The 22920-nt window shown below is 38.2% G+C and carries 19 protein-coding genes; 4 read left to right on the plus strand and 15 right to left on the minus strand.

The genetic code is table 11. The features are described 5' to 3' along the window. Positions 1-91: 91 nt before the first annotated feature. Complete coding sequence (locus RM573_RS08995) at positions 92-277, plus strand: DUF2970 domain-containing protein (RefSeq protein WP_311580505.1); 186 nt, start codon at positions 92-94, stop codon at positions 275-277. An 18-nt stretch (positions 278-295) separates the two neighbouring features. Here the strand turns inward: RM573_RS08995 and RM573_RS09000 are convergent, their stop codons facing one another. The 9 genes from RM573_RS09000 to RM573_RS09040 form a co-directional block, all read right to left on the minus strand. Next, entirely contained in the window at positions 296-1123 is an 828-nt protein-coding gene (locus RM573_RS09000; protein ID WP_311580507.1) for a Dam family site-specific DNA-(adenine-N6)-methyltransferase, read from the minus strand. Between the two features lie 40 nt (positions 1124-1163). Then, entirely contained in the window at positions 1164-2651 is a 1488-nt protein-coding gene (locus tag RM573_RS09005; protein WP_311580510.1) for an SPOR domain-containing protein, read from the minus strand. A gap of 21 nt (positions 2652-2672) precedes the next feature. Next, on the minus strand, positions 2673-3737 hold the full coding sequence (gene aroB / locus RM573_RS09010) for a 3-dehydroquinate synthase (protein WP_311580512.1): 1065 nt from the start codon (positions 3735-3737) through the stop codon (positions 2673-2675). Positions 3738-3740: 3 nt separating this feature from the next. Beyond that, positions 3741-4259 (minus strand): shikimate kinase AroK, encoded by a 519-nt coding sequence (aroK, locus tag RM573_RS09015; RefSeq protein ID WP_303449742.1) that lies wholly within the window; start codon positions 4257-4259, stop codon positions 3741-3743. Between the two features lie 142 nt (positions 4260-4401). Then, on the minus strand, positions 4402-6408 hold the full coding sequence (locus RM573_RS09020) for a type IV pilus secretin PilQ (RefSeq protein WP_311580520.1): 2007 nt from the start codon (positions 6406-6408) through the stop codon (positions 4402-4404). Between the two features lie 41 nt (positions 6409-6449). Continuing rightward, positions 6450-6986 (minus strand): pilus assembly protein PilP, encoded by a 537-nt coding sequence (locus RM573_RS09025; protein WP_311580523.1) that lies wholly within the window; start codon positions 6984-6986, stop codon positions 6450-6452. Continuing rightward, positions 6983-7579, minus strand: coding sequence for a type IV pilus inner membrane component PilO (locus RM573_RS09030; protein WP_311580526.1), 597 nt, complete (start codon positions 7577-7579; stop codon positions 6983-6985). Before RM573_RS09030 ends, RM573_RS09025 begins: the two co-directional genes overlap by 4 nt. Beyond that, the gene (locus RM573_RS09035) at positions 7576-8151 is read right to left on the minus strand and encodes a PilN domain-containing protein (protein ID WP_311580529.1); all 576 of its coding nucleotides are present in this window, start codon (positions 8149-8151) and stop codon (positions 7576-7578) included. Before RM573_RS09035 ends, RM573_RS09030 begins: the two co-directional genes overlap by 4 nt. Then, positions 8139-9218 (minus strand): pilus assembly protein PilM, encoded by a 1080-nt coding sequence (locus RM573_RS09040; protein ID WP_311580533.1) that lies wholly within the window; start codon positions 9216-9218, stop codon positions 8139-8141. Before RM573_RS09040 ends, RM573_RS09035 begins: the two co-directional genes overlap by 13 nt. Positions 9219-9348: 130 nt before the next feature. Here RM573_RS09040 and RM573_RS09045 point away from each other — a divergent pair, with 130 nt between their 5' ends. Further along, complete coding sequence (locus tag RM573_RS09045) at positions 9349-11904, plus strand: penicillin-binding protein 1A (RefSeq protein WP_311580535.1); 2556 nt, start codon at positions 9349-9351, stop codon at positions 11902-11904. A gap of 351 nt (positions 11905-12255) precedes the next feature. Then, positions 12256-13866 carry a phosphoenolpyruvate carboxykinase (ATP) gene (gene pckA / locus RM573_RS09050; RefSeq protein WP_432280230.1) on the plus strand — a complete coding sequence of 537 codons (1611 nt, stop codon included), beginning with the start codon at positions 12256-12258 and terminating at the stop codon, positions 13864-13866. A 104-nt stretch (positions 13867-13970) separates the two neighbouring features. Here pckA and argA read toward each other — a convergent pair whose 3' ends face one another. The 6 genes from argA to argC all read right to left on the minus strand — a co-directional run bounded on the left by argA (position 13971) and on the right by argC (position 21442). Next, positions 13971-15284, minus strand: a complete 1314-nt coding sequence (gene argA / locus RM573_RS09055; protein ID WP_311581172.1) for an amino-acid N-acetyltransferase — start codon at positions 15282-15284, stop codon at positions 13971-13973. Between the two features lie 28 nt (positions 15285-15312). Then, entirely contained in the window at positions 15313-17241 is a 1929-nt protein-coding gene (gene argH, locus RM573_RS09060) for an argininosuccinate lyase (RefSeq protein ID WP_311580538.1), read from the minus strand. A 12-nt stretch (positions 17242-17253) separates the two neighbouring features. Continuing rightward, a complete protein-coding gene (locus RM573_RS09065) occupies positions 17254-18498 on the minus strand; it encodes an argininosuccinate synthase (RefSeq protein ID WP_311580541.1) in 1245 nt (414 codons plus the stop codon). A 78-nt stretch (positions 18499-18576) separates the two neighbouring features. Beyond that, a complete protein-coding gene (locus RM573_RS09070; protein ID WP_311581176.1) occupies positions 18577-19518 on the minus strand; it encodes an ornithine carbamoyltransferase in 942 nt (313 codons plus the stop codon). Between the two features lie 95 nt (positions 19519-19613). Continuing rightward, complete coding sequence (gene argB / locus RM573_RS09075; protein WP_311580544.1) at positions 19614-20408, minus strand: acetylglutamate kinase; 795 nt, start codon at positions 20406-20408, stop codon at positions 19614-19616. Further along, complete coding sequence (gene argC, locus RM573_RS09080; RefSeq protein WP_311580547.1) at positions 20408-21442, minus strand: N-acetyl-gamma-glutamyl-phosphate reductase; 1035 nt, start codon at positions 21440-21442, stop codon at positions 20408-20410. Before argC ends, argB begins: the two co-directional genes overlap by 1 nt. Before the next feature lie 316 nt (positions 21443-21758). Here argC and argE point away from each other — a divergent pair, with 316 nt between their 5' ends. Continuing rightward, the gene (gene argE / locus RM573_RS09085) at positions 21759-22907 is read left to right on the plus strand and encodes an acetylornithine deacetylase (RefSeq protein WP_311580550.1); all 1149 of its coding nucleotides are present in this window, start codon (positions 21759-21761) and stop codon (positions 22905-22907) included. Positions 22908-22920: the final 13 nt, after the last annotated feature.

Raw genomic sequence — 22920 nt, forward strand, 5'->3', positions numbered from 1 at the left:
CATTAAACACCCAAGATGCATTGAATACTTGCTTTTAGACTTGGTCTTTAGTTTACTATTAGAGCAATACAAATAAGTATTAAGGAAAAAAATGAGTCAGAAGATACGAAACACCGTTAAAAGTGTTGCTTCAGCATTTTTAGGCGTACAGAGTAATAAAAACAGGGAGAAAGATTTTACCGAAGGAAAATTCAGCCACTTCGTTATCATTGGCTTACTTGGCGTTATTCTTTTTATCGGCGCTTTAATTAGCATAGTTTCTCTCGTACTAAATTAGCCCGCTTTCATCCTAAAGTTATAACTTGGCGTTATAAAGTACCATTAACTCGGCCACTTTTTTTCGCCCTCCTCCCTTTTGACTTATTGTTCGCGCCACTTGAATCGATTTCTTTTTATTAGCACCTTGATAAATTTTACGTGTCCATATTGTGTCATGATTACTAATTAACACGCTAACTTCTTTATTTTCAACAATTTCTTCTGCTGCGTTTGCTAAGTCTGCTTGTTCATCTAAACCAAAACCATTGCCAGCATAACTCGTAAAGCTTGCCGTTTTACTAAGCGGCACATACGGTGGATCACAATAAATCACATCACCATTTTCAGCTCTAGCAAACGTTTGTCGATAACTCTCACAAATAAATATCGCTTTCTGAGCCTTTTCAGCAAAAAACCACAGTTCTTCTTCTGGAAAGTATGGCTTTTTATATTTTCCAAAAGGTACATTGTAACCCCCAGACTTATTATATCGACACAAGCCGTTATAACCATGCCGATTCATATATAAGAACAGTAGCGAACGGTAATATTTATCAACGGTGGCATTAAATTCGGTACGTAAATGATAATAAGCTTCTGCTTGATTGTTTTCTGGACAGAAAATCGCTTTAGCGTCATCAATAAAACATTGAGGTTTACTTTGAATGATCTGATATAAATTAATCAAATCTTTATTGATATCATTTAAGATATAACTTTCATGATCGCTATTTAAAAAGACAGAGCCAGCACCAACAAAAGGCTCAATCAGCCTATCCCCCGATGGCAGCATTTTATTAATAACATCGCTAAGACTGTATTTTCCGCCAGCCCACTTTAAAAACGCTCGATGTTTTTTTACCATTTAGCTCAAAACCCTAATACGACAGATTAGCCTTCAAAGACTAAGAAACGGGAATTGTAACTTGATTTTCTACTGATTGGGAGCGTTGAAAGCGATTGATTTCATCATTAATCGTTGTGATAGCTTTGATCCAAGGCGATCTTTCTTGGATCGTTTGTGGAAGTTGGCCAATTGCTTGTTCTGCTTGTTGTCGATCTTGAAAGTATTCACTAGTCACTATTGTCATAATTTCATCATTCACGACACGTTTGTATTGAAAAAGTGGCAAGCTTTGGTACTCCGCCATAAACTCATCCAAAATATTTTGTTGAGTAAATCCCGCAATTTGAATCACAAAACCTTGCTCTTGACCTTGATATTGACCTTTGATTATCGCCGGTTCTGATTTTGTAACCTGTTGATTGTCGTCGATGGCATTATTCGCTGGAATTACTTCAACAGATTCAATATTCATATCGCTAGCTTTGTCGATGCTTTCGGTCTTTTTTTCGGCTACAACAACATCGTTAACCGGTGTAACAAATACGGGCTCCATTGCACGCTTCTGTTCGCTAGTTAACTCACTCTCAGTTGTTGCTTTTACATCAGCATTTTGATTGTAAGCTTCAATCGCATTGATAATATCAACAGGTTGAGCGGCTTGAGGAGTAGTCACTTCAAGCTTGATATCATCTATTGGACGACCTAATAATGAGGTTAAGATGTCATTAGCAGTTGCTTGCTTATTCTTTGTTGCAACTACGTTTGTGTCTTTATCTATTTGAATAAAAGTGTCAGGCAAGGTGACGGGCTTATCAGACAATTCTGTTTGATTAACTAAATGATCATGCATTGCGGTGCTAAAACCAAAAACATCTCGTTTAAATAAGAAATAAACGCTACCAGCAGCAAGCAAAGCTAGCATAATAAAGAATGCTAGCCATTTTTTCATTGGCGTTATTGCTAAATAATTTTTAGGGGGTTTAAATTGTTTAGCATTATGTGAAATCAACTGCCCTGTTTGAGCCGAAATAATCGCTAATTTTTTATGAAATAACGTCGGATTCTGACAAATCTTTAGTCCGCCTTGTGGCGTTGATAACATTAATATACTAACTTGATGATCTGATCTTTTTGCAACTTCAGCTAATTGACATAACTCATGTGTTAGTTGTAATGAAAGTAGGTGTGCGTTATCAATAACGATAGTGACTGGTTGCTGATGCTTTTTAACCAGATTTATTAAACTCACTGCCACAGACTGTTCTGGGTCAAAAAGTGTATTACCAAATAACTGTTCAATAATACGGCAGCGCACTTGTAAGTCATTTAACTTTGCTGACATCGTGATATATGCAGCATTATGATCAGGTGATAAGTTACTGAGAAATTGGCTACCCACACTTGAACACAGTGCTATTTGCTCATCAACCACCATAACGGCTTGTTTTGAAAATCGTAAAATATAATCAACACGTGCGATCGCACTTATGGTTGTGACACTTTCTGATTGTGTTGGAGTTTCAAGAGCTTGCGCTAACGAAGACATATTTCACCTATCTGTAAATTTCTACAGAATTTGCTGAAGCATATCCTCGTTAATATCGTCACGCATGACAGATTTACCAATTGCGGTAGGAATAATTAAACGTAATTTACCGCCAATATTTTTCTTATCACGGCGCATATGTTTAATAAACTCATTAAAGCCCATCGTTTGTGGTGCAATTAATGGCAATTCAAAATCAGTTAATAGTTGTTCAATACGACGAAGTTCTGACACTTCTAGCAAATTCATTGCTACTGCAAGCTTAGCAGCAAGTACCATGCCAGTGGCTACAGCTTCGCCATGTAACCAATTACCGTAGCCTTGTTCAGCTTCAATCGCATGACCAAAAGTATGCCCTAAATTCAGTAATGCGCGAACCCCTGCTTCAGTTTCATCAGCGGAAACGATATCGGCTTTACACTGACAGCATTTTTCAATCATTTGAATTAACACTTGTTGCTCGCCAGCTTTAATCGCCTTGGTATTAGCTTCTAACCAAGCAAAAAAATCACCATCGCCTAAGATGCCATATTTGATCACTTCAGCCATCCCTGCAGAAAATTCTCTTTTCGGTAAGGTAGTTAGGCTATCAATATCAATAATCACGGCTTTAGGTTGATAAAAAGCGCCGATCATATTTTTCCCTAAAGGGTGATTTACGGCAGTTTTTCCGCCAACTGAGGAGTCGACTTGTGAGAGTAATGTCGTCGGAATTTGAATAAAATCAATTCCGCGTTGATAACACGCAGCAGCAAAGCCAGTAATATCACCAATAACACCGCCACCTAATGCGATTAAAGTAGAATCTCTACCGTGTGTATTCGCTAATAAGTGCGACATAATCTTGTCGAAATTGCTTAAGTTCTTCTCTGCTTCGCCATCGGCAAGGATCACTTCATCAACTTGATATTGATGTAACTGGGATTTGATTTTTTCAAGGTATAAAGGAGCAACGACAGTATTCGTGACAATACATACTCGCTTTGCCCGAATATGTTGAGAGAGCAAATTATTTTGATTAAATAAATTACTCTCTATATATATTGGATAACTACGCTCACCTAGGTCAAGCTTGAGAGTTACCATGCTTTAGAAATCTAATCGTTCAACGATTTTATTAGCAACAACTTTGGCACTTTGATCATCAGTTTGTACGATGACATCAGCAATTTCTTCATAAAGAGGATTGCGTTCAACCGCTAAGTTTTCTAATACTGTACGAGGATCTTCTGACGTTTGTAATAAAGGACGTCGACGGTCACGCTGAGTTCTAGCCACTTGCTTATCAATAGTGGTTTCAAGATAAACCACAATACCACGAGCTGATAAGCGATTACGAACGATATCGCTGATCACTGAACCACCACCCGTAGCCAAGACAATGCCTTGCATTTCTGATAAGTCATCAATGACGGTTTCTTCTCTTTTACGGAAACCTTCTTCGCCTTCAAGGTCAAATACCCAAGCGATGTCTGCGCCAGTACGGCGCTCGATTTCCTGATCAGAGTCAAAAAATTCTAAATGAAGCTTATCAGCTAATTCTCTACCTATTGTGCTTTTGCCTGCACCCATAGGTCCTACTAGGAAAATGTTACGTTTTTCTGCCATGAGACTAACTTAATACTCGTTAAATTGCGTTTACAGGTAAGAGGGAACCTCCCTCGAAAATTTTAAGGGCGTAATTATCGCAATTGTTGGGTATGAATTGCAAGTAAGCAATGTACAAAAGTACAGCTTACTTGCAAATAATTTAAAATCTTTCAGTAACTATGCGTGGTGTAACAAAAATAAGTAATTCTTTTTTCTCGTTAAAGTTATTACTATTTCTGAACATCCAGCCGAAATATGGAATATCACCTAATACGGGTACTTTGGAAACACTGCTGATAATGGATTGTTGGTAAATACCACCTAACACAATCGTTTCACCATTGTTCACTAAAACTTGCGTACCTATTCTTTGGGTATCTATCGCTGGTGCTGAGCCACTTTGCACATCTGAAACCGTATCTTGTGTGACAACCAAATCTAGAATAATTCTATCATCCGGTGTGATATGTGGCGTAACAGTTAAACTAAGTACGGCTTTCTTAAATTGCGTCGCGGTTGCACCACTAGAGGCGGCTTCTTGATAAGGAATTTCTACCCCTTGTTCAATGTACGCTTCTTTTTGGTTAGCTGTAGTAATGCGTGGGCTAGCGATGATTTCCCCTTTGTTTTCTTTTTCCATAGCGCTTAATTCAAGATCTAAGATAGTGCCATCAGCAAGTCGCGCAACTTGAAAAGCAATACTACCGGCAGGGCTTGCAACCGGTAAGTTAACATTTAATCGATCAGCAAGGGCAGGTACAACACCACCATTTGCAGAATCCGCACCACCTAATCCTCCGGAAGAAGCAAACTCGCCATCAGTATCGGTAACACCCCAACGAATACCTAATTCCTCATTGATGTTATCTTTAACTGTCACCATTCTTGATTCAATAATCACTTGGCGAACCGGTATATCTAACACGCTAACCATACGTTTAATATCTTCGATACTTTTAGCCGTATCACGAATCAGTAAAGTATTGGTTCTTTCGTCAACACTGACACTACCACGAGGTGATAAAATTGAATTATCTTCACTCTTTATCAAGGCAGCAAATTCAATCGCTTTCGCATAATTTACTTGCACATATTCAGAGTACAATGGCGCTAATTCAGCCACTTGCTGTTTCGCTTGTAATTCTCTAGCTTCTCGCGCAGCCAATTCGTCACTAGGGGCAACCATTAAGATATTACCCTGCATACGTTTATCTAACCCTTTAACTTTAAGGATAATATCTAACGCTTGATCCCAAGGTACACCGTCTAATCTCAAGGTAATATTGCCATTAACGGTGTCACTGGTAACTAAATTAAAGCCATTATAATCTGCAATAATTTGCAGTACTGTACGAACAGGGATGTCTTGGAAATTTAGCGAAATTGCACGGCCAGAAAAATCTTCAGAGTCGCCTAAATAACCTGGCACTTTCACTTTTTCAGTAACAGTTAAAGAGAATACATTATTTAATTGCTGATGTTTAAACGTAAAATTATCTGCAATGTCAACAACTAAACGAGCATTCTTACCTTCTCTAAAGGTTTCGATACCTTTCACTAAAGTACCAAAATCTGTCACATCTAACGTATAAAGTAAGTCGTCTAAAATTTGTGTGTTATGAAACTCAACATATACTTTGCCTAACCGATCACTTACATCAACAGCGACCATACTGTCGTCTAAATAAACAAGTAATTGACCTTCATTTCCTTGACCACGTTTAAAATCAATGGAAGCGATATTATTGATAAATTCTGATGCTACCGGCGTTAAGTTACCTAATGAAGCAACATTGCCTTTATTTAATAATAAATTAAATTGGTTTTCACTTTGACTGACATCAAAAATAGATAATTGATCTAAATGGACAGAAGCAACGACTTTCCCGGCAAGTTTCTGAATTGAAATTTCTTTAACACCGGCATGAGCGACAATAGTTTTTGCTATTTGTTCGTCAAAGCTTTCTGCATCAAAAGTAATATCAATACGAGCAGGATTCACTGACGTTTTAATGGTAGGCTGCGTAACGATATTTTCAGATAAAATAAACACTAATTCTATTTCATCGTTTTGCATGGTGTTATAACTGACACCAGTAATTTCTGCAGCTATCGCGGTATATGAAAAAAGAGTAAGTGCCAGCATAGTGGCAATTTTTTTAAACATAGTTATCTTCAATTTTTTAATTATTCTAATAAATTGCACCATCACTTCCTTTGCCCCTCTGAACCTGACTCAACCATAGCGACAACAGTTTCGCGTTCAACCCAACACCCTGCACCATCTGGAATTAATTCGATTACTTTAACATTATTTTGACTGACTTCGGTAATTCTACCATGATATAAACCAAGATAATTACCTACCGCAACACGATGCAAAGTTGCATCTGATGCTTCAACTAATGCCCAGGTTATTCCTAATTCACCTAAGGTTCCACGCATCGTCAAATCACTTAAAGAAAACTTTTCTAATGGTTGTTTTCTTCGACGAGGATCAGGACTTAAGCATCCTGACATTTGTTGAATTTTTTCTTGAATAGCTTCAGGTCGTGGAATATCAAATGGACTACGTAGTGAACTCACGGAATAGTCGAAATGATTAAACACCGGTACTGACGGCATAGGATCAATTTGTTTAGGCGTATTCGCTTGCACCTCAGCAATATGGGCTTTTAAATCACTTGTGTCATCAAAACAACCAGCAATAAAAAATAGAGGGATCAAAATGGCTAACTTTTTCATTCTACTGTAGCCTCCGAATAACGGTACGTTTTGGCTTGTAATTTTAAGTTCAATTGTCCGTTTGCTTCTTTGTTAATATCTATATCAAAATCATGCAAAGTTACAATTCTAGGTAAGCCCGCAATTTTACTTACAAAATTACCAAACTCATGATAAGTACCTATCACTTCAATATCTATCGGCAATTCAATATATATTTCTTGGGTAATTTCAGGTTGCCAATTAAGCTTAACAAAATTCAAACCACTTGTAGTACCAACAAAAGTAATATCATCGAGTAAACCTGGCGTTTCATGACTTTCAGGTAAGCTTTTCAATTGTGTGGCAAAAAGCTCCTCCGCTTCTATCATTTGCTGTTGAAAAAGCTCTAAATTGGCTGAAATATGATATTTTGCCTGATATTGCTGTTTTAACGTCGTTTCTTCTGCAACGACTGAATCTAACGTGTCTATTTTATCGCTAACTAACAACACATAACCTAGTCCTAACACTACAATAGCAATAAATACTGAAAAGACACCTTTAGCCAAAGGCGGCCATTGCGCAATATTGTCTAATTCAAGGTTATCGAATTGTGAAAAATCTATATTCACTTGCTTGCTCCTTGAGTTATCGCTGCGTCTGTTAACCCTTTGATTCTAACTCTCATTTTAAAATCGCTTAACAATTTACTTTGCGCATCATTTGCAGTGATCGACTCTAAAACTGCGTCCGTGAATAAGTCTGAACTTTCAATTTTTCTGATCATATTAGCTAAATGGTTATTCGATTCACTCTTACCAATTAATTGTAAGCTACTGCCTTGTTTTTCCATTTTAACCAAATAGATGCCTGTGGGCACTACTTTTGCAATTTCATCTAACACCTGCGTACCGACATTTCTGCTTCGTTGAAGTTGCTCAACAACCGCGGTACGTTTTTGCAGCTCGTTTTTCTTTTCATTCAACGTTTTTATTTGACTAATACGTGCATCTAAAACAGCAATTTCATTTTTTAAATACTGATTACGGTTATTTTGTCCATCAATCCGTAATTGATAAACTTGGCTGACCAAAAAAACAACCGCAAATGCACCTAAAGCAATAGCAGTTAACGTCGTAAAAAACTCTCGTTGTTTGGCTTTTTCAGCTTCTTCGCGCCATGGAAGTAAATTTATATGTGCCATGTAGAAAAACTCCTTAAAGCTAAACCAGCGGCAACCATATATTGTGATGCGGTTTGATTTAATTCTTGTTCATTAATCGATGAAGACACCGCCATATGAGAAAACGGATTTGCAATAACCGTATGAATTCCTAACTCTTCATTTAATAATTCATGAATGCCTTCAACTTGTGCACAACCTCCAGATATCACAAGATAATCAATTTTATCTTTACCACTTGAGGTTAAAAACATTTGAATTGCGCGTCTTATTTGTTGCACTAATACGGTATGAAAAGGAGCAAGCACTTCAAAAGTATAATTGGGTGGTAAATCACGACTGACTTTTGCCGCTTCAGCTTCTTCAAAAGATTTATTGTAATAAGAGACGATAGAACGAGTGTATTGTTCGCCGCCAAACATTTGATCGCGACTATATAAATGCTCGCCCGCATGAGTCACTGAAAATAACGTCATCATCGCACCAATATCAACGATTGCCACTGTTTTATCTACAGCGTCATCGGGTAATAAGGGTAAAACTAAATCATACGAACGACTTACCGCATAAGATTCAACGTCGACTACTTTCGTGGTAAAACCACCTGCTTCCAACGCCGAAACTCTTGCTTCTACAGATTCAGTACGTGCAGCACTCAATAAAACATTAATTTTTGTTGGATCAGATTCATTCACATCTAAAGGTTCAAAATCTAAACTGACTTCATCAAGAGGATAAGGAATTAGACTGTCAGCTTCAATTTCAATTTGACTCGCGAGTTCTTGCTCATTGAGTGAAACATCCATATAAATGACTTTCGTGATAACTGTTTGACCTGAAACTGCTGCAGCTGCTTGAGTAGCAGAAGCTGTAATTTTATTCCGTAACTTGGCAATAACTTTACCGACGGCTTCAATATCTTGAATTTCTCTGTCGATAATAGCACCTCGAGGCATAAGCTCCGTTGCTATCGCCTCCAACACATATCCCTCGGTGCCTTGATTGATTAATACCGCTTTCGCAGAATGAGATCCAATATCTATCCCTACAACCAAAGAAGTTTTCTTTTTCCAAAGATTTTTCAGCATAACTTCCTACTAAATCATTTTATTATAATAATATAGATATATTTTCCAGATAAATACATTTATTACATGCTTTTAAAGGATATACTAGTAGTAATCGGCAATTTTTTTAAATTTTATTGAGCGCTTTATTTTGTTTTCTTTCAAAAACCTACTAAAAGTTGGATTATTTTTAACGCTTTTTGGACTTGCAGCCCTTGTAATTACTTACTTTTTGCTTCGAAGTGAATTACCGAGTGTTGAGTCATTAAAAAATCTTCAATGGCAAACACCGATGAAAATATATAGTGCCGATGGCCAACTAATGAACCAGTTTGGTGAGAAAAAAAGGATCCCATTAACACTTGATGAGATGCCTAAACAGCTAATTAATGCCATTTTAGCGACTGAAGATGACCGTTTTTACTTACATTTTGGTGTTGATCCTATAGGTATGACGCGCGCAGTTATTGGTCAACTTATTGGTCAAAATAAGGGGGGAGCAAGTACGATCACAATGCAAGTTGCTCGTAATTTCTTTTTAACAAGAGAGCAAACCTATATCCGAAAAATTCGTGAAATATTTACCGCATTCCATATCGAATACTTATTATCAAAAGATGAAATACTCGCGTTATATATGAATAAAATACCTTTAGGTCATCGATCTTTTGGTTTCGGGGCAGCGGCACAAGTTTACTACAATAAAGATGTTAAAGATTTAACGCTTGCTCAAATTGCGGTATTGGCAGGTTTGCCAAAAGCACCTTCTACGTTAAACCCAATAAGTAGACCTGATCGCGCTTTATCAAGACGAGCCGTTGTTTTACAACGTATGTTAGTGACTGATTACATTACTAGAGAAGAATTTGAACAAGCGATAAATGCGCCTATCACTGCTAAAAAGCATGGGGCTATCATTGAATTAAGTGCTCCTTACGCGGCTGAAATGGCACATCAGGAAATGATTGACCGATACGGGAAAGAACAGGCTTACACTGGAGGTTATAAAGTTTTTACAACGGTCACTTCTAAACTACAAAAATCTGCAGAGCATGCGGTTATTTCTAATCTCCTTAATTATGACTTACGTCATGGCTATAGAGGTCCAATTATGTCTCTTCGCCCGCAAGGTGATCAGCATGAAGAAATTGAAATTGTAGAAATAGATCCATTAAATATCAACGAAATAGAGGATGCATTAAGCGATATAGAAAGTTATCCGCCTCTATTTCCAGCTGTGGTAACTAAAGTCGAAGAACAATCAATCGAAGTGACTTTGCCAAACAATCAAGTCGAAAGGATTAATTGGCAGGGCTTATCTTGGGCCAGAGAATATATCAATGATGATAAACAAGGACCCGCACCACAGTTTGCCAATGAGATCGTAAAATATGCCGATGTAGTATACGTAAGACAACAAGGTCAACAATATGCTTTAAGTCAGTTTCCTTCGGCAAGTTCTGCGCTTGTTTCTTTATCTCCAGATAACGGTGCTATTAAAGCAGTAGTGGGCGGATTTAGTTATAAACATTCTCAATTTAACCGAGTTACTCAAGCGAAACGACAAGTGGGTTCAAATATAAAACCTTTTGTATATTCAGCCGCTTTAGAAAATGGTTTTACCCTTGCATCAATCGTCAATGACGCCCCTATAAATCAATCAAATGACATCACAGGGGTAGTATGGCGACCAAAAAATTCACCAGCAATTTATTCCGGTGAAATTAGAGTTAAAAGAGCATTAGCTCAATCAAAAAACGTAGTAGCAGTACGATTATTTAGAGAGGTCGGTTTAAATAAAATTATACCGCATTTAGCATCTTTTGGTTTCGCTCCCGATGAACTACCCCGTGATGAATCACTTTCTCTAGGTTCTGCATCACTCACGCCAATGGAAGTTGCAACAGGTTTTGCTACATTCGCCAATAATGGTTTTTTAATCGAGCCTTATATCATTGAAAGAATTGAAGACTCTTTCGGTAATATTGTATATCAAGCCAACCCTGCTATCGCCTGCGATGACTGTAGTCATTTTGATAATAATTCACAATTAACGGCAGACTTAGATCCTATTCCAGAGAATATAGTTAACACGCTTACTTCACAGCAATCAAGTTCCAAAGAGCACCCGTTAATTAAAGCGGAACGTGTCATAAGTCCACAAAATGCTTTTTTGATCACGCAAGCCTTAAATGAAGCAATTTGGGGAGCTGATTGGTCTATAAATCCAGGATGGCAAGGCACCGGCTTTAGAGGAAGAACACTAAAACGAAGAGATATTGCCGGTAAAACGGGCACAACAAACGAAGCAAAAGATGCTTGGTTTTCAGGTTATAGTCGAAGAATCGTCACCACGTCATGGATAGGTTTTGACGATCCGTCTCGAAATTTGGGTAGCTCTTCTTATAATAAAAATCTTGATAAAAACCAAATTACCGGTAAAGAATTTGGCGCGAAGTCGGCACAACCCGCCTGGATTTCATTTATGCGTACGGCATTAGCAGACCTTCCAGTTGAGCCATTTATGCAACCAGAAAACATCGTTTCTGTGCGAATAGATAAGCAAACAGGAAAATTAACCAAACGTACAGATAGAACCAGTATCTTTGAATATTTTAAATTAGGGACTGCTCCGACCGAATATGTCACCAAAGATAACAGCCACGATATCTTTGATAATAAAACTCAGACTGAAGAAATTTTCTAACTATTTGGTCAAGTTTTATTTGTTGAAAACTTCTTTCGTTTCGAATGAATTTTTCAGATTTTAAGCGGGATTTTTCACTAAAATTCCGCTTTTTTGTGTATATTCCTACATTTTTAATAAAATACCGAAATGTTTTTCATGCCATTTTTTCTAGCCTTCCTTTAATAGTGACCAAATTGTGTCGCTTATTCACCTAAAAATTCTCGCCATAAATGAAAGTTATTATGAAAACTTTCAGATCGAAAGAAATATTTCTTTCGTTTTGATTAAAAATCACCTAAAATTGCGCTCTCAACATTACCTTGAACTTAAAAATTCACAATATCGTCATACTTTAGGAGCTTATTTGTTATGACTGCTTTGCCAAAAACTATCGATTTATCTCAATACGGCATTAATAATGCGACAGAGGTTGTTTATAACCCGTCTTATGATTTGTTGTTTGCAGAAGAAACTAAATCTGATCTTGAGGGCTATGAAAAAGGCGTAGTCACTGAGCTTGGAGCCGTGAATGTTGATACTGGTATTTTTACTGGCCGTTCTCCTAAAGATAAATATATCGTGCGTGACGATACTTCACGAGATACAGTATGGTGGTCAGATCAAGGTAAAAATGATAACAAACCTATGACTCAAGAAACTTGGGATCATTTAAAATCATTAGTTACTACACAACTTTCAGACCAACGTTTATTTGTAGTTGATACGTATTGTGGCGCCAATGAAGATACGCGTTTGAAAGTACGTTTTATTACTCAAGTCGCTTGGCAAGCACATTTTGTAAAAAACATGTTCATTCGACCTTCGGATGAAGAGTTAAAAGATTACGAACCCGATTTCGTAGTAATGAATGGCGCAAAAACCACCAATGACAAATGGCAAGAGCAAGGCTTGAATTCAGAAAATTTTGTCGCTTTCAATTTAACCGAAAAAATTCAATTAATCGGTGGTACTTGGTACGGCGGTGAAATGAAAAAAGGTATGTTCTCAATGATGAACTACTTATTACCTTTAAAAGGTATTGCTTCAATGCACTGTAGTGCCAATGTCGGTAAAAAAGGTGATGTTGCTATATTTTTTGGTTTATCGGGCACCGGTAAAACAACACTTTCTACAGATCCTAAACGTGAGTTAATTGGTGATGATGAGCACGGTTGGGATGACAACGGTGTGTTTAACTTTGAAGGTGGTTGTTATGCTAAAACCATCAATTTAAGTAAAGAAAATGAACCTGACATCTATAACGCCATTCGTCGTGATGCGTTATTAGAAAATGTAACGGTTGATGCCAATGGTAAAGTTGATTTCGATGATAACTCAAAAACAGAAAACACTCGTGTTTCTTACCCAATTCATCATATCGATAATATTGTTAAACCCGTTTCACGTGCTGGACATGCTAAAAAGGTCATTTTCTTAACAGCAGATGCTTTTGGCGTTCTACCACCCGTTTCTAAATTGACTCCGGCACAAACTGAGTATTACTTTTTATCTGGTTTTACCGCAAAGTTAGCGGGAACCGAACGCGGGATCACTGAACCAACACCTACATTTTCAAGTTGTTTTGGTGCTGCTTTTTTAAGTTTACATCCAACTCAATATGCTGAAGTTTTACGTAAGCGTATGCAAGCAGTTGGTGCTGAAGCTTATTTAGTCAATACTGGTTGGAATGGCACAGGTAAACGTATCTCTATTAAAGATACTCGTGCGATAATAGACTCAATATTAGATGGTTCTATCGATAGTGCAGAAACCCGCACATTACCGCTGTTTAATTTAAGTGTTCCTACCGCATTACCGGGTGTAAATACCGAGATCCTTGATCCTCGTGATACATATTCAAATGCGGCAGAATGGCAAACAAAAGCGCAAGATTTAGCTACTCGTTTTGTTAATAATTTTGACAAATTCACCGATACCGACAACGGTAAGGCATTAGTAAAAGCAGGGCCTGAGCTTTAATTTTAGCCTGCGCTTTCACTCTGTGTCAGCGCAAATTTAACGGCAAGCGTTTAAAAAAAACCCGAGTAACGAAAGTTATTCGGGTTTTTAATTTGATGTATTAATTACCTGAGGTTTTTAACATATATTTTCGACTTTCGCTGAAAGTTATACATTTGCTTTTTACCTTCTGGAAGTTTCTCAATTGGCTGCTCAGTGAAGCCTTGTTCTAGAAACCAATGACCGCTCACGGTAGTTAAGACAAAAACAGAATCAAAGCCTTGTTTCTTGGCATTTTCTTCTACTGCCGCCATTAATCTTTCACCTCGGTTACCTTTTCGATAATCAGGATGAATCACCACACAAGCTATTTCTCCAGTATTTGCTTCGGCATATGGGTACAGTGCAACACAAGCAATGATCACATCTTCTTTTTTGAGCACAGTAAAGCGATCAATTTCGACTTCCAGTAATTCTCTCGACCGTTTCACTAACACCCCTTCTTCTTCAAGAGGCTGAATCAGCTCTAAGATTCCGGCAACATCATCGATTGTGGCTGTTGAGAGTTCTTCTTTATGATCTTTGGCTATTAAGGTTCCGGCACCATCACGAGTAAATAATTCTTGTAATAATGCAGTATCACTTTGATAACTAACACAATGACAACGTTCAACACCATTTTCACCACATTGAATAATAGAGCGCAGTAATAATTGGCGAACATGACAATCTTTTTCATCCAATAAGGTTTTAACCGTACGAACGCTACAACTACGGATAAGTTTGCCAGATTGATCAATTAATCCCTCATCATCTGTTAAGGCAATTAATTTGTCAGCCTTTAGAGCAATGGCTGTTTGCGTGGCAACATCTTCTAACGCCAAGTTAAACACTTCGCCAGTTGGCGAATAACCAATTGGAGAAAGGAGCACAATGGAGCCATAATCTAGCTGCATATTTATGCCATCAGAATCAATTCTTCGAACTGAGCCAGTATACTTATAATCTATCCCTTCACGAACCCCCATAGGTTTAGCAATAACAAAATTGCCTGTACTCACCCTAATTTGAGAGCCGTGCATGGGAGAGTTAGCTAACCCGGTACTTAACAGCGCTTCGATATGTAATCGTAAAGAGCCGGTGGCATCTTTTACCGCTACGAGTGTTTCGGCGTCAGTTACGCGAACATTATTTTCAATATTACGTTTAATGCCACGTTGCTTAATACTGTTTTCAATTTGTGGTCTTGCGCCATGCACCACCACAAGTTTCACCCCTAAACTTCTTAATAATGAAATATCATGAATAATATTGGCAAAATTTGGGTGAGACACCGCCTCACCTCCGAACATCAACACCACAGTTTTACCACGGTGTGCATTAATATAGGGAGCAGCGTTTCTAAACCATTTAACGTAATTTTGATCGCCAGTATTCATATCATCCATTATTTAACATCTACTTTTATTACTTACTTTGACCAACAATATATTGCATTGCGACTTCATCAGCAGGGTCTTTATGCGGGCTTGGTTCACTGTCTTCGATAATATTGTCAGCCAATGTCGATTTATCAATCGTGGTAAAACCAAGTTGACTAAAATATTCAGGAATATAAGTCAGCACGATAATTTGCTCTAATTCTATTTGATGGGCAAACTCAAGCAAGTATTGAACTAATGCTTCGCCCTGACCTTGTTTTTGCGCATTATCTGCAACAACAACGGAACGTATTTCTGCCAAGCCAGTTTGATAAATGTAAAGCGAGGCACAACCAACCACATTGCCAGCTAATTCAGCAACCACGAAATTTTGGATATCGTGAATAATATTGTCACGAGAACGAGGTAATATTTCACCTTTGTCCGCCCAAAAATTAACTTGTTGATATATGTTATCCACGTCAGACATTCTTGCGCGGCGCACTGACATTGCTGCAGCTTTCTGTGCATTTAGCCGTTGCTTCACTTGCTTTAATGCCACTTCAGTTTGTTGTTTTCCTGGTGCACCAACTACTTGCTCATTGAGAATTTCTTCATTGCCTGTTGCTAATGCTTTTTCAACTTGAGAACGAGAAGTACCACCAAGCGCTTCACGTTTATCAAGCGTAGATTCAATTGATAAATGTTGATAAACATCTTGTTCAATCTTTTCAGAATATTCTTGTAACTGAGTAATCGTTAGGTCTTCTAACGGCACGCCTTTATCAATTGCCGCCAGCACTACTTCACCCACAATATGATGCGCTTCGCGGAACGGAATATCTTTACCGACTAAGTAATCAGCAAGCTCAGTAGCGTTTGCGTAACCTTGCTGTGCAGCGGCAAGCGTACGTGAGCGATTCACTTTTAAGCCATCAGCGACAAGCACCGCCATTTCCATGCATTCTTGCCATGTATCCATCGCATCAAAAAGACCTTCTTTGTCTTCTTGCATATCTTTATTATAAGCGAGCGCCAGTGCTTTCATTGTCGTTAACATGCCAGTTAAAGACCCAAACACTCGACCAGCTTTACCCCGAATTAATTCACAGGCATCGGGATTTTTCTTTTGCGGCATTAACGAAGAGCCTGAGCTGACGAGATCACTCATTTCCACAAAGCCAGCTTCGCCTGAGTTGTAAAAAATTAGATCTTCAGCAAAACGTGATAGATGCATCATTGAAATACTCGCGGAAGCTAATAATTCAATGACGTGATCCCTATCTGAGACAGCATCTAAACTATTCATCGTCGCTGTTCTAAACCCTAAACGGTTTGCCAGTGCTTTACGATCAATCGGGTAAGCGGTTCCCGCAAGCGCACCTGAACCAAGTGGTGAAACATCTAACCGATAAAGGGCATCTTTTAATCGACCAATATCACGATTAAACATTTCAACATAGGCTAAACACCAATGCCCAAAAGTAACTGGTTGCGCACGTTGTAGATGTGTATAACCCGGTAAAACAGTGTCTTTTTCACGTTCAGCAAGGTTCATCATAGATTGCTGTAAATTAACTAAGGCAAATAATAAATCGCCACCCGTTTCTTTACACCAAAGTTTTAAGTCCGTTGCCACTTGGTCATTACGACTACGCCCGGTGTGAAGCTTTTTACCTAGATCACCCGTTTTCTCGATTAATTGAATTTCAACCCAGCTATGAATGTCTTCTGCATCGGATGCTAAAATTTGTTTAGGATTTTCTTCAACCGATGCTTTGAGTTCTTCTAATGCTGCCGTTAAACGTGTTAATTCGTCATCATTGATCACGCCAACTTCATGAATAGCTTGAGCCCATGCTATTGAACCGACAATGTCTTGTACCGCCATGCGATAGTCAACGGGTAGCGAGTCATTAAACTTTTTAAATTGTAAACTCGCTTTTTCTTTAAATCTTCCGCCCCATAATGCCATGGTACTTATCCTTTACTTCTTATCTGATTGAGAGAGTGCAGTAATTCTGCTTGATAAGCTGAATAAGCGGATAAAGCCTTCTGCATGTTTTTGGTCATAAACATCGTCAGCACCAAAAGTCGCAAACTCTTCTGAATACAATGAATTAGGAGAACGACGTTGGGTAACTTGCGCCATACCTTTATATAGTTTAACAACAACGTCACCGGTTAATTTTTCCGCTAAAGACGCCGCACCAGCCAATTGAGATTTCGCTAATGGCGTAAACCAGCGACCATCGTAAATCACATGAGAAAATTCCAGTGCAATTGACTCTCGATATTTTAATGATTCTTTATCTAAAATTAAGGTTTCTAAGCCTTTATATGCCGCCATTAAAATGGTACCGCCTGGAGTTTCATAACAACCTCTGGACTTCATACCAACCAAACGGTTTTCTACGATATCGATACGACCAACACCGTGAGCAGCCCCCTTGGCATTTAAGTACATCAAGGCTTCATGGGCAGGAGAACCTGTGTCTTTAAAATCTTGCCCATCAACAGCAACCAACTCACCTTCTACAAAGCTAAGTTGAACACGTTCTGCTTCATCAGGTGCATCCATTGGATCAACGGTCATGGTCCACACTTCTTTTGAAGGTTCACACCAAGGGTCTTCTAATTCACCGCCTTCGTGAGAAATGTGCCAAGAGTTTGCATCACGGCTGTAAATTTTCGTTAATGACGCAGAGCAGGGAATATCACATTCTGCTAAATAATCTAATAAATCTTCACGAGAAACCATGTCCCATTCACGCCATGGCGCAATAACAGTTAGTTGTGGAGCAAGTGCGGCAAAACAAGACTCAAAACGCACTTGGTCATTACCTTTACCAGTACAACCATGGCATACAGCGTCGGCACCAACTTTAAGCGCTACTTCAACATGAGCCTTCGCTATTACCGGACGCGCCATCGAGGTTCCTAATAAATATTGCCCTTCATAAACCGCACCCGTTTTTAAAATAGGGTAAATATAATCTTTTACATATTCTTCTTTTAAATCAACCACATGACATTCTGAAGCACCAGAAGCAATCGCTTTTTCCTGAATACCAACTAACTCTTCTTCGCCCTGTCCAACATCAGCACAAAAAGCGACAACTTCACAACCTTCATAATTTTCTTTTAACCATGGAATGATCGCTGAAGTATCTAATCCACCTGAATATGCTAATACTACTTTTTTGATTTTTTTCTTTGCTGCTAAAGCCATTTCAATCTACCTATAAATTTTTAAATTTGTTTAAGAACCTGAATGCTCAGGTTTTATGTTAGTTATTTTCTCTCACTTTTAATTACTGTAATCACTAAATAACGACGTTAATACAGCACACTGTGCCCACATTCTATTTTCCGCTTCTTGGAACACGACAGATTTTTCTTCATCATCAAAAAGTGCAGTGGTAATTTCTTCTTCTAAATGTGCGGGTTGGCAATGCATTACCACACTCGCGTTGGCTTTCTCCATTAAGGCATGATTCACCTGATAAGGAGCAAAAACCTTCAATATTGTTGCTTTCTTGCTTGGGTCTTCATCACCCATTGATACCCAAGTATCAGTATAGATGGCATCTTGTTGACCCAGTTGATTAATATCGGTGGTAAACGTAAATTTTGCGCCACTTACTTGTGCAAGGGCTTGTGTTTTTTCAAGCATTGCTTGTGAAGGCCCGTAACCTTCAGGACAAACAAGTGTAAAGTCAACGCCCACTAATGCAGCCATCAACATTAATGAATTAGAAACATTATTACCGTCTCCAATATAAGCAAGTTTGACCTTTGCTAAATCTGCTATGTTATCTTTAGCAAAAATTTCCGCTAAGGTAACAAAATCTGCAAGTGACTGGCACGGATGATATAAATCACATAGCGCATTTACCACTGGCACACTTGCATGCTGAGCCAACCCTTCAATAGCACTATTTTCGAAGACACGAGCAACAATGGCGTCAGCGTAACATGACAGGTTTTTCGCGTAATCACTTACTCTTTCACGTTCACCTAACTTACCGTTTTGTTGACCTAAATAAAGTGCATGACCACCAAGTTTTGCAATACCCATGTCGAAACTGACATGCGTTCTCAATGATGGCTTTTCAAAAATCATTGCTACTGATTTTCCTGCTAATACTTGATTAAAGTTAGCGGGATTTTTTTTAATTTCAATTGCCAGTGTTATTAACGCGATTATTTCTGATTTGGTTAACTGATCATCCGCTAAAAAATTAGCCAATGCTGGAGTATGATGTGTCATTTTCTTTTCCTGTTTCGAGTACGTATCTTTCAATTATGAACGCTTACTAACTTTTTCATTGTGGTTGAAGCTAGTTAGCTGCTTGGTTGAATGCGGGTGCCGATATTCTCACCATTAAGCAAATGAATAATTTGCTCGGGAGATTGCCAACTGGCCACCGCGATACTTCGTCGCAACTGGTTAGCCGCATTTAACGCGGCATTTACTTTGGCGGTCATACCGCCTGCGATCACTCCTTGATCAATTAAAGACGATGCTTGTTCATTATTTAAGGACGGTATGTATTGCCCACTGCCATCTTTTACGCCATTAACATCGGTAAGTAATAACAGTTCAGCATTGAGTAATTTACAAATAGCAACCGCAGCATCATCGGCATTAACATTGACCAATTCGCCACTTTTTAACGAGCCAATGGAGGAAATAATCGGTAAAAAATTCGCATTAATTAAGCTATCCAGTAATTTACTGCATTGTGCACTTGGCTCACCAACCATGCCTAAATCTTTTTCGCTTAACGTGCATGACACCATATTGCCATCAGATAATGACAATCCAACAGCATGCATATTTAAACTAGACGCAGCAGCAACAATTGACTTATTAACACTCCCCGCTAAAGCGCCCGAGATAATTTGCATTTGTTCCTGTGGAGTGACACGTAAACCGTGCTTTTTTTCAGTGGTAAAGCCCGCTTGGCTTAACATTTCATCAACCACACAACCGCCACCATGTACTAAGACTACGGCTTGATTCTGCAACGAAGCAATAACGGTCAATAACGATTGCAAAGCTGATGCCTTCTCTAAGATAGCACCGCCAATCTTGATCACTAACGGCTTGTTATTTAACTTCTTTGAAAGTGCCATTAGTTTATGCCTTTATTTTGTTGTATCAGTAAACTGTATTCACTCGGCAAACCAAGAGAGATATTGGCACATTGTACGGCTTGAGAAGCTGCGCCTTTTAATAAGTTATCAATGGCACAACTCACCACAGCTACCTGTTTTTCTGCATCTACTTGCCAATGGAGATCGGCAAAAGGCGTATGCGCTACATTATCAATTTTCGGCCAAGATCCTGTTAAACGCACTAACGGGTGATTTTTATATGCTTGTTCAAATGCTTGATCAACTTGCTCTTTTGTAACTGATGATTTTAATTGCAAGGTTACCGTTGCCATTAAACCTCTTTTATAAGGTGCAAGATGTGGATTAAATATCACTTGTGCTTTGGCTTCTTGGCTAATTTCTGGCTGATGTCTGTGCTGTAAAATATTATACGGCGTTAAACTAACCTCATAAAAACTGGTAGCTAATGAAGCTTTTCTACCCGCACCACTAACACCACTTATACCATTTACCACGATCAATGAATTTTCAAGGTGTAATTGATTTGCTGTTAACGGCTTCAGTGATAATAAACTTGCGGTAGGGTAACAACCAGGAACCGCGACTAATTGAGTAGTGGCAATGTTTTCGCTTTCCCACTCAGCTAAACCGTACTTTGCTTGCGATAATGCGGTTAAGTGCTTATGTTCAAAGCCATAATAAGTCGGGTAATCTTGACTATCCTTTAAACGAAAACCACCAGATAAATCAAATACTTTAATACCAGCATCAACAAAGCTTTGAGCCCAATCAGCACTGAATTCATGCGGCGTTGCAAAAAATACCGCATCGATGTTTTGAATCGCTGAATCAAACCAAGCTTGAGAAAAGCACACTAGAGGTAAATCACACACCCCAAGATAGCGAGGGTGCAATTGTGAAAAAGTCATATCAGCAGAGCTACTGTTTTCAGAAACAACTAAATATTCAAGCGATATTTTATCGTGTGCAGATAATAAACCGATTAGCTCAGCACCTACATAACCACTTGCTCCTATAACCGCGACTTTCATATAACCTCTATTTGCAATTTTATTCAGCTAATTGTTCTATATTCAATCAGCTAAAATGATAATTTTTCATGTTAATTTTTTCTATGTGAAATGATTAACCAAGTAAAAAATGTGATTTATTAAACCTAATAACATGAGTCTATATAATAGTTATGTTCTAAATTATTCGATAATAAATAATCAATTAAACATTTTTCCATAGCGTTATCAAATTAGGTTATCTACACTAGAATGAGAATTTAACACCTAATGGGTAGTTATGCAATAAATTAACATAACTATCTACTGATTTTATTTTTTATGAATGTGAACCCTTATGCATCAATTACCACACTTTTCAGACGCCCTAAAACAGCTGATTGCAAGCCCTTCCATCAGTTCCACTCAAGCCAGTTGGGACCAAGGAAATTTAGATATTATTCAAATACTTGCAACATGGTTTGAACAAATTGGTTTTTCGATTGATATTCAAAAAGTACCCGATACTCGAAATAAATATAATTTATTAGCGAAGTTAGGAAGCGGCGAAGGCGGACTTTTATTAGCAGGACACAGCGATACGGTTCCATTTGATGAAAATAGATGGCAGTCAGACCCATTAAAAGTTGTCGATAAAGATGACAAATTTTATGGCTTAGGTACATGTGATATGAAAGGCTTCTTTGCCTTTATTTTACAAGCATGTAAAAACCTGAACGCGTCAAAATTAAAAAAACCATTATATATTCTTGCCACTGCTGATGAAGAAACCACAATGGCAGGAGCTCGTTTTTTCGCCCAACAACAATTAATGAAACCAGATGTCGCTATTATTGGTGAACCAACAAATTTAGTACCGGTAGTCATGCATAAAGGGCATATGTCTCATCGCATAACTATTCAAGGCCAATCTGGACATTCGAGTAAACCTAGTTTAGGGGTAAATGCCATTGAAATAATGTATTTAGTCATTGGAGAACTTATCTCATTAAAAGAAAAGCTCATCAGTAACTATCATAATCAAGCTTTCGATGTTACGGCGCCAACTCTTAATTTAGGAGCCATTAAGGGTGGTGATAACGCGAATAGAATTTGTGGTCATTGTGAACTTGATTTAGATATGAGATCCCTACCAGGCATGACTGATGCTGAATTAATTAATTTACTTGCAGGGGCTTTAGCGCCTTTAGCAGAAAAATATCCAAATCGAATTTCTTTTGATGAATTACATCCAAGCTCGCCGAGTTTTGAACAAAAACAACCCAGTGACTTCGTCAGTCTGGCTGAAGAAATAAGTGGTCATCAATGTTGCGCCGTTAACTACGCAACTGAAGCACCTTATATTCAACAATTAGGTTGTCAAACAATTGTCCTAGGTCCAGGTTCAATAAATCAGGCACATCAACCGAATGAATTTTTGGCCTATTCTGAGATAGATAAAACTAACTTGCTGCTAGCAGCCATGATCAATCAATATTGTTTTTAATGTCGCCATTTAA

The sequence above is a fragment of the Thalassotalea castellviae genome, from assembly GCF_031846185.1.
In the GTDB taxonomy this organism is placed as follows: domain Bacteria; phylum Pseudomonadota; class Gammaproteobacteria; order Enterobacterales; family Alteromonadaceae; genus Thalassotalea_H; species Thalassotalea_H castellviae.

What these genes read in the sequence shown, in the direction of transcription:
- RM573_RS08995 (WP_311580505.1), top strand. Translation starts at nt 92, where the DNA reads ATGAGTCAGAAGATACGAAACACCGTTAAAAGTGTTGCTTCAGCATTT.
- RM573_RS09000 (WP_311580507.1), bottom strand. Translation starts at nt 1,123, where the DNA reads ATGGTAAAAAAACATCGAGCGTTTTTAAAGTGGGCTGGCGGAAAATAC.
- RM573_RS09005 (WP_311580510.1), bottom strand. Translation starts at nt 2,651, where the DNA reads ATGTCTTCGTTAGCGCAAGCTCTTGAAACTCCAACACAATCAGAAAGT.
- aroB (WP_311580512.1), bottom strand. Translation starts at nt 3,737, where the DNA reads ATGGTAACTCTCAAGCTTGACCTAGGTGAGCGTAGTTATCCAATATAT.
- aroK (WP_303449742.1), bottom strand. Translation starts at nt 4,259, where the DNA reads ATGGCAGAAAAACGTAACATTTTCCTAGTAGGACCTATGGGTGCAGGC.
- RM573_RS09020 (WP_311580520.1), bottom strand. Translation starts at nt 6,408, where the DNA reads ATGTTTAAAAAAATTGCCACTATGCTGGCACTTACTCTTTTTTCATAT.
- RM573_RS09025 (WP_311580523.1), bottom strand. Translation starts at nt 6,986, where the DNA reads ATGAAAAAGTTAGCCATTTTGATCCCTCTATTTTTTATTGCTGGTTGT.
- RM573_RS09035 (WP_311580529.1), bottom strand. Translation starts at nt 8,151, where the DNA reads ATGGCACATATAAATTTACTTCCATGGCGCGAAGAAGCTGAAAAAGCC.
- RM573_RS09040 (WP_311580533.1), bottom strand. Translation starts at nt 9,218, where the DNA reads ATGCTGAAAAATCTTTGGAAAAAGAAAACTTCTTTGGTTGTAGGGATA.
- pckA (WP_432280230.1), top strand. Translation starts at nt 12,256, where the DNA reads ATGACTGCTTTGCCAAAAACTATCGATTTATCTCAATACGGCATTAAT.
- argA (WP_311581172.1), bottom strand. Translation starts at nt 15,284, where the DNA reads ATGAATACTGGCGATCAAAATTACGTTAAATGGTTTAGAAACGCTGCT.
- argH (WP_311580538.1), bottom strand. Translation starts at nt 17,241, where the DNA reads ATGGCATTATGGGGCGGAAGATTTAAAGAAAAAGCGAGTTTACAATTT.
- RM573_RS09065 (WP_311580541.1), bottom strand. Translation starts at nt 18,498, where the DNA reads ATGGCTTTAGCAGCAAAGAAAAAAATCAAAAAAGTAGTATTAGCATAT.
- argB (WP_311580544.1), bottom strand. Translation starts at nt 20,408, where the DNA reads ATGGCACTTTCAAAGAAGTTAAATAACAAGCCGTTAGTGATCAAGATT.
- argC (WP_311580547.1), bottom strand. Translation starts at nt 21,442, where the DNA reads ATGAAAGTCGCGGTTATAGGAGCAAGTGGTTATGTAGGTGCTGAGCTA.
- argE (WP_311580550.1), top strand. Translation starts at nt 21,759, where the DNA reads ATGCATCAATTACCACACTTTTCAGACGCCCTAAAACAGCTGATTGCA.